General features: G+C 57.6%; 6 protein-coding genes. 3 read left to right on the top strand and 3 right to left on the bottom strand.

Features of this window, described 5'->3' with window-relative positions; all coding sequences use genetic code 11:
* The first annotated feature begins 59 nt into the window (after nt 1–59).
* Entirely contained in the window at nt 60–617 is a 558-nt protein-coding gene (locus tag QMM04_RS20565; protein ID WP_282996895.1) for a YtfJ family protein, read from the top strand.
* Nucleotides 618–648: 31 nt separating this feature from the next.
* On the opposite strand, the gene cysQ is transcribed toward QMM04_RS20565, so the two are convergent.
* A complete protein-coding gene (gene cysQ, locus QMM04_RS20560; RefSeq protein WP_021509744.1) occupies nt 649–1395 on the bottom strand; it encodes a 3'(2'),5'-bisphosphate nucleotidase CysQ in 747 nt (248 codons plus the stop codon).
* Between the two features lie 280 nt (nt 1396–1675).
* On the opposite strand from cysQ, the gene QMM04_RS20555 reads away from it, so the two are divergent.
* The gene (locus QMM04_RS20555; protein WP_104188203.1) at nt 1676–3634 is read left to right on the top strand and encodes a bifunctional 2',3'-cyclic-nucleotide 2'-phosphodiesterase/3'-nucleotidase; all 1959 of its coding nucleotides are present in this window, start codon (nt 1676–1678) and stop codon (nt 3632–3634) included.
* Between the two features lie 35 nt (nt 3635–3669).
* Here the strand turns inward: QMM04_RS20555 and fklB are convergent, their stop codons facing one another.
* Nucleotides 3670–4290, bottom strand: a complete 621-nt coding sequence (gene fklB / locus QMM04_RS20550) for an FKBP-type peptidyl-prolyl cis-trans isomerase (protein ID WP_021509746.1) — start codon at nt 4288–4290, stop codon at nt 3670–3672.
* Between the two features lie 184 nt (nt 4291–4474).
* Between fklB and QMM04_RS20545 the strand changes: the two genes are divergently transcribed.
* Nucleotides 4475–5134: a LysM-like peptidoglycan-binding domain-containing protein gene (locus QMM04_RS20545; RefSeq protein WP_150360361.1), complete on the top strand. Its 660-nt coding sequence runs from the start codon at nt 4475–4477 to the stop codon at nt 5132–5134.
* A gap of 55 nt (nt 5135–5189) precedes the next feature.
* Here the strand turns inward: QMM04_RS20545 and rplI are convergent.
* On the bottom strand, nt 5190–5458 hold a 269-nt coding region (gene rplI / locus QMM04_RS20540), incomplete at its 5' end, for a 50S ribosomal protein L9 (RefSeq protein ID WP_282996894.1).

Here is a 5458-nt window from a genome sequence, read left to right as displayed (position 1 = left end):
ATCCACGCCTAATATTGCAAAAACATGAATAACTGGTCGGATCACTAAGGAGCATTACCATGCGTTTGGCACATTCCGTGATAGCCCTGGCGCTGCTGCTGCCCAGCCTTGCCTCAGCCCATGCGTTTAAGGTTGGCGAGCGCGTACCGGCAGTCGGCGTTAACGACAAAGGAGAACTGCTGTATCAGCAGGAGAAGTTTCGCTACCAGCCCTGGAACAGCGCCCAGCTGAGTGGCAAAGTGCGGGTCATCCTGCATATTGCCGGACGCTCGTCAGCCAAAGAACAGAACGCCGCGCTGATTGAAGCCATCAAAGCCGCCCAGCTGCCGCACGACCGCTATCAGACCACCACGGTGGTTAATACCGATGATGCCATTCCCGGCACCGGGATGTTTGTGCGCAGCAGCATTGAGAGCAATAAACAGCAGTATCCGTGGTCGCAGTTTATTGTCGACAGCAACGGCAACGCGCGCAAGGCGTGGCAGCTGGAGAAAGGCGGTTCGGCAATTGTGATTCTGGACAAGACCGGCCATGTGCGTTACGTCAAAGACGGTCCGCTGACGCAGGATGAAGTGCAGCAGGCGATGAAACTGATCCATCAGCTGCTGCAGGCGTGATCGCGCCACAGCGGGCGGCGCGCACAGCGTATCAGAACAGCGAGACGCGGAAGCCCGGATTCAGGAACGACTCGCGCGGCGCGTAGTCGAGGGTTTTGCCCTGCCAGTCATGCACGTGCGCGCCAGCGGCAATGGCTACCGCATGGCCGGCACCGGTATCCCAGATATTGGTCGGCCCGAAGCGCGGATAGAGCTGCGCCTTGCCCTCTGCCACCAGGCAGAACTTGAGCGAGGAGCCGATAGCGGTGGTCTGATGCTCGCCCAGTTGGGTCAGATACTCTTTCAGCTCTTCGTCTTTATCAGCGTGCGAACGGCTCACTACCACCAGCAGCGGTCGCGCTTCACGTACGTGGATCTGCGTGGTGTGGCCGCCCTCTTCTTTCCACGCTTTGCCTTCGGCCGCAGAATACATCACCCCCAGCGCCGGCGCGTACACCACGCCCAGCACCGGTTTGCCGTGCTCAATCAGCGCGATATTGACCGTGAACTCGCCGTTACGCTTAATGAACTCTTTGGTGCCGTCGAGCGGATCGACCAGCCAGTATTGCTGCCAGTGCTGACGCACATCCCAGCCGGGTGGATCCTCTTCTGACAGCACCGGCACGTCAGGCGTCAGGGCCGCTAAGCCCTGCACGATAACCTGATGTGCCGCCAGATCGGCCGCCGTGACCGGTGAATCATCCGATTTACGCGTCACGTCCAGCGGTTGTGCGCCATCGTAGACCTGCATAATGGCATCGCCCGCGCTGCGCGCCAGCTGGCAAATTTTATCTAACATTGTTCACCTCATTTCGGCTGATGCTGCCGCTGAACCCCGGCAGCCCGTCTCCAGATATTTTAGCAGGTGCGCTGTGACAGCCGCAGCTAAGCGTATTCGCTTTGATTATCAATATCATAGTTCGCTCGTGACGGCTATGGCGCAATGCTGAATGGCAGGCACTCCGTCAGCTTGCCCAGGAAAGAGGCAAAATCCAGAGCCTCATCACAAATTGAAATGATAATTCGTCATGGTTTTACATTATTTTGAGAGGCCCATTAAAGCGAACAAGGAGCAAGCCATGTTCAAAGCGAGCATGTCGTTACTGGCACTGTGCGTTGCAGCCGCCACGGTGCAGGCTGCCACGGTGGATTTACGCATTCTGGAAACCACCGATCTGCACAGCAACATGATGGATTTCGATTACTACAAAGACACGCCGACCGAAAAGTTTGGTCTGGTGCGCACCGCCACGCTCATCCAGCAGGCGCGCGGCGAAGTAGCAAACAGCGTGCTGGTGGATAACGGCGACATTATTCAGGGTAGCCCGCTGGGTGATTACATGGCGGCCAAAGGCCTGCAGCCGGGAGAAATCCATCCGGTGTATAAAGCCCTTAATACGCTGGATTATGCGGTAGGCAATCTGGGTAACCACGAATTTAACTACGGCCTGCCCTATCTGCAGCAGGCGATTGCCGGGGCACGTTTTCCCTACATCAATGCCAACGTTATCGATGAAACCAGTGGCAAGCCGCTGTTTACCCCCTATTTAATTAAAGAAACCACGGTAAAAGACCGCGACGGCAAGCCGCATACGCTGAAAATCGGCTATATCGGCTTCGTACCACCGCAGATTATGGTGTGGGATCGCAACAATCTGCAGGGTAAAGTGCGCGTTGATGACATCACCGAGACAGCGAAGCGCTATGTGCCGGAAATGCGCGCAAAAGGTGCTGAAATAATCATCGCTATTCCGCACTCCGGTCTGAGCAGTGAGCCGTACCATGCCATGGCGGAAAACTCGGTGTATTACCTCAGTCAGGTGCCAGGTATCAATGCCATCATGTTCGGCCATGCGCACGCGGTGTTTCCCGGCAAAGAGTTTGCGGAGATTAAAGGCGCGGATATCGCTCAGGGCACGCTTAACGGCGTACCGGCGGTAATGCCCGGCATGTGGGGCGATCATCTCGGCGTAGTTGACCTGGTGCTGAAAAATGACAGCGGCAACTGGCAGGTGACCCTGGGTAAAGCCGAAGCGCGGCCAGTTTACGATGCGGTGGCGAAAAAATCGCTGGCGGCGGAAGATGCCGATCTGGTGAAAGTGCTGGCCGACGATCATCGCGCTACGCGTGAGTTTGTGGCAAAACCGATCGGCAAGTCGGCGGATGTGATGTACAGCTATCTGTCGCTGGTGCAGGACGATCCCACCGTGCAGATCGTCAATAATGCGCAGCGTGCTTACGTCGAACGCTTCATTCAGGGCGATCCCGATCTGGGCCGCTTACCGGTGCTCTCGGCAGCGGCCCCGTTCAAGGCCGGCGGCCGTAAGAACGATCCGGCCAGCTATGTTGAAGTGGAAAAAGGCGATCTTACCTTCCGTAATGCCGCCGATCTCTATCTCTACCCGAATACGCTGGTGGTGATGAAAGTCAGCGGCGCGCAGGTGAAAGAGTGGCTGGAGTGCTCGGCAGCGCAGTTTAATCAGATCGACGTGCATCGTCGTCAGCCGCAGTCGCTGATCAACTGGGATTTCCGCACCTACAATTTTGATGTAATTGACGGCGTGCAGTATCAGATCGATGTAACGCAACCGGCGCGCTACGACGCCGAATGCCAGCTGATTAACCCGGCGGCATCACGTATTCAGGATCTGCGCTGGCAGGGCAAACCGATCGACCCCAAAGCGACCTTCCTCGTTGCCACCAATAATTACCGTGCCTGGGGCGGGAAATTTGCCGGTACCGGTGAGCAGTATGTTGCGTTTGCTTCGCCGGATGAGAACCGCTCGGTGGTGGCCGCCTACATCAGCAGCGAAACCCGCGCCCACGGCGCGGTGCAGCCACAGGCCGATCACAACTGGCGGCTGGCACCGATCGCCAGCGCAACGCCGCTTGATATTCGCTTTGAGACCGCGCCGGGCGCAAAAGCCACGCAGTTTATTGAGAAGTATGCTGATTATCCGATGAAAGCCGTCGGCAGTGATGAAACGGGCTTTGCCATCTGGCAGGTAGATCTACAGAAGCAGGCAGAGAAGAAGTAGTGACCGCGGGCGCCAGATATGGCGCCCGCTGTTTATTACAGGATTTCCAGCAGCTCGACTTCGAAAATCAGGGTGCTGAATGGCGGGATAGAGGCACCCGCGCCGCGCTCGCCGTAAGCGAGATTGTGCGGAATGGCCAGCTCCCACTTCGAACCAACCGGCATCAGGGTCAGCGCTTCAATCCAACCGGCAATCACGCCGCTGACCGGGAATTCAGCCGGTTCGCCACGGGCAACGGAGCTATCAAACACGGTGCCGTCAATCAGCTTACCGGTGTAGTGCACGCGTACGCGATCCTGACGTGATGGGATCGGACCATCGCCCTGGGTGATGACGCTGAACTGCAGGCCGGATTCGGTGCTGCTCACGCCCTCACGCTGTGCATTCTGCTCAAGGAACTGCTGGCCTTCGGCCGCCATGGCTTCGACGCGCTCACGACGTACACCTTCGGCACGCTCGTGGACTTCACGCAGCGCACGGTGTACCACGTCAACCGGAACTGCCGGTGAGTTCCCTTCCAGCGCGTCGCGCAGGCCCGCAAGCAGCGCTTCTGGCTGCAGACCCTGCAGTCCAGACTCTTGCAGCTGCTGACCAACCTGTAAACCGATACCGTAACTTGCTTGTGATTCGACGCTGTCAAATGAAGGGGTCGTCATCTTGTTTCCTTAATCCCGGAGAAAATAGAACCGGCAGCATAACAGCGCAGGCGGCTGGCGTAAAATCTCGCGCGCCGCGGATGACATTTCCCGGGGAAAGAGAAACAATATGCAGGTCAAATTTTTCAATGCTGGCAGGCACTTCGCGCCCGCTTTGCCCATACTATAGAACAAGAGAGCATCCATGGGCCAAATCGCCCCACGACGTCGCAGGACGCGCGCACCGCGTACCTTATTTTCCCGGTTGCAACGCTGGCTGCCTGACAGGCGCGTCACGACCGCCAGCGAGGAGGAGGAAAGAATGGCTTCTGAAACCCCGTCGCGTATACCCGCTGTACTGCAGCGCATCTGGCATCTGCTGGATAACGTACGCTGGATGGATCCGCTGCCGCCGCTGCACCGACGCGGTATCGTTATTGCCCTTCTGGTGATGCTGCTGGCGTTTCTCTGGCCTGCCAGCACGCCGCAGTATCCGGTGGAGCGTCCGGCAGAGAGCAGCGGCAAAGAGGTGCCGATGCAGGCGGAAATCTACGATAACAATGCGCAGCCGCCGCAGAATACGACGCCGAAAAGTGATGCCCAGGGCGAATGGCACAGCTATACCGTGGCCTCGGGCCAGACGCTGGCACAGCTGTTCCGTGACAACAATCTGCCGGTCAATGATGTGTTTGCCATGGCGCGGGTGGAAGGCGATGGGCAGCCGCTGAGCGCGCTGCAGAGTGGTCAGCAGGTCAAGATTCGTCAGAACGCGCAGGGCGTGGTGACCGGCTTAACGGTTGAGAGCAGTAACGGCCCGGTGCTGTTTACCCGCCAGCCGGACGGCAGCTTTATCCGCGCGCAGTAAGCGACAGAAACAAAAACGCCGGCACAAGGCCGGCGCTTTCAAACTAAGTAAAAAATTACTCAGCTACTACATTCACAACCAGTTTCGCGAATACTTCGCTGTGAACCTGGAAGTCAACTTCGTGCTCACCGGTGGTGCGCAGAACGCCGTTTGGCAGGCGAACTTCGCTCTTCGCCACTTCAACGCCAGCTGCAGTAACTGCATCAGCGATGTCGCGCGTACCGATGGAACCGAACAGTTTACCTTCGTCGCCTGCTTTAGACGCGAGAGTAACGGTGCCCAGTGCATTGATTTTCTCTGCACGTGCGTTAGCAGCAGCCAGAA

Origin of the sequence: Pantoea sp. Pa-EAmG (assembly GCF_030024295.1) — a bacterium.
GTDB lineage: Bacteria > Pseudomonadota > Gammaproteobacteria > Enterobacterales > Enterobacteriaceae > Pantoea > Pantoea dispersa.
The sequence above is the reverse complement of the archived record's forward strand: the minus strand, read 5'-3'. Positions and strand labels throughout refer to the sequence as shown.

Coding starts and splice junctions, on each gene's coding strand:
- QMM04_RS20565 (WP_282996895.1), top strand. CDS start 60: ATGCGTTTGGCACATTCCGTGATAGCCCTGGCGCTGCTGCTGCCCAGC.
- cysQ (WP_021509744.1), bottom strand. CDS start 1,395: ATGTTAGATAAAATTTGCCAGCTGGCGCGCAGCGCGGGCGATGCCATT.
- QMM04_RS20555 (WP_104188203.1), top strand. CDS start 1,676: ATGTTCAAAGCGAGCATGTCGTTACTGGCACTGTGCGTTGCAGCCGCC.
- fklB (WP_021509746.1), bottom strand. CDS start 4,290: ATGACGACCCCTTCATTTGACAGCGTCGAATCACAAGCAAGTTACGGT.
- QMM04_RS20545 (WP_150360361.1), top strand. CDS start 4,475: ATGGGCCAAATCGCCCCACGACGTCGCAGGACGCGCGCACCGCGTACC.